Genomic DNA, 1,510 nt, shown 5'->3' with positions numbered 1-1,510 from the left:
TGTTCCCCGTCAGCACCTATGGCCCAGATTTGAGGTTGTGATTTAAGGAGGATTTGGGTCTCGTCGTAGTGACGAAGGAACGAAGATGAGACCCAAATCCTCCAATGCAAAGAAGCCTGCGGAGCAGGTGGTGAAGGACATCCGACGCGCGACGCGTCGGCACTTCTCGGCGGAAGACAAGATCCGGATCGTGCTGGAAGGCCTGCGCGGCGAGGACAGCATCGCCGAGCTGTGCCGCAAGGAAGGCATCGCCCAGAGCCTGTATTATGTCTGGTCGAAGGAATTCATGGAGGCCGGTAAGCGCCGCCTGGCCGGTGACACTGCCCGTGCCGCCACGACCGATGAGGTGAAGGATCTGCGTCGCGAGGCCAGCGCCTTGAAGGAATGCGTTGCCGACCTGACGCTCGAGAACCGTCTGCTCAAAAAAAGCATGATCGCGGATGGGGAGGACGAAGAATGAGGTATCTCGCATCCGAGAAGCTCGAGATCATCAGGATTGTCGAGCAGTCGCACCTGCCAGCCAAGCGGACCCTGGATCAGTTGGGCATTGCACGCCGGACCTTCTGCCGCTGGTATGACCGCTACCTCGAGGGCGGTCCCGAAGCGCTGGAAGATCGGCCCTCGGCACCGAGCCGGGTGTGGAACCGCATCCCGGCCGACATCCACGACCAGATCATCGAACTGGCACTGGAGCAGTCCGAGCTCAGCCCGCGGGAGCTGGCGGTGCGCTTCACCGACGAGCAGCGTTACTTCGTGTCGGAAGCCACGGTTTACCGCCTGCTCAAGGCCCATGACCTGATCACCAGCCCGGCCTATGTGGTGATCAAGGCGGCGAACGAGTTCCACACCAAAACCACTCGGCCCAACGAGATGTGGCAGACCGACTTCACCTACTTCAAGATCATCGGCTGGGGCTGGATGTACCTATCGACCGTGCTCGACGACTTCTCGCGCTACATCATCGCCTGGAAGCTGTGCTCCACCATGCGCGCCGAGGATGTCACCGACACGCTGGACATGGCGCTCACTGCCTCAGGGTGCGACCAGGCCCATGTGCACCACAAGCCCCGGCTGCTCAGCGATAATGGCCCAAGCTACATCGCCGGCGAACTGGCCGACTATATCGAGGCCCAACGCATGAGCCATGTCCGCGGTGCCCCGCTCCATCCCCAGACCCAGGGCAAGATCGAACGGTGGCACCAGACCCTCAAGAACCGCATCCTGCTGGAGAACTACTTCCTGCCCGGCGATCTCGAAGCCCAGATCGCGGCCTTCGTCGAGCACTACAACCACCAGCGCTACCACGAGAGCCTGAAAAACGTGACACCCGCCGATGCCTACTCCGGAAGGGCCGCCGCCATCATCAAACAACGTGAAAGGATCAAGCGACAGACCATCGAACACCGGCGCTTGCACCACCGCAAGCTCGCCGCCTAACATCAACCCCAGACGAGGCCGACACTCCGCTAATTTACGCCGCGACTTGCGCCAAATGTTCTGACGACGGACA

The 1,510-nt window shown here is 61.1% G+C and carries 2 protein-coding genes; one reads left to right on the top strand and one right to left on the bottom strand.

The features are described 5' to 3' along the window. The coding region (locus EPN29_13730; GenBank protein ID TAN31349.1) for a type VI secretion protein at positions 1–110 on the bottom strand (110 nt) is incomplete at its 3' end. Between EPN29_13730 and EPN29_13725 the strand changes: the two genes are divergently transcribed. Then, positions 86–1,437 (top strand): IS3 family transposase gene (locus tag EPN29_13725; GenBank protein ID TAN31348.1). Its coding sequence is split into 2 segments (ribosomal slippage): positions 86–422 and positions 422–1,437, totalling 1,353 coding nucleotides; the frame shifts between segments, so codons are not numbered across the junction. The genes EPN29_13730 and EPN29_13725 overlap by 25 nt on opposite strands. The last annotated feature ends 73 nt before the right edge of the window (positions 1,438–1,510 follow it).

The sequence above is a fragment of the bacterium genome (assembly GCA_004299235.1).
In the GTDB taxonomy this organism is placed as follows: Bacteria; Chloroflexota; Dormibacteria; order Dormibacterales; family Dormibacteraceae; genus SCQL01.
This window is presented reverse-complemented; position numbering and strand designations above follow the sequence as displayed.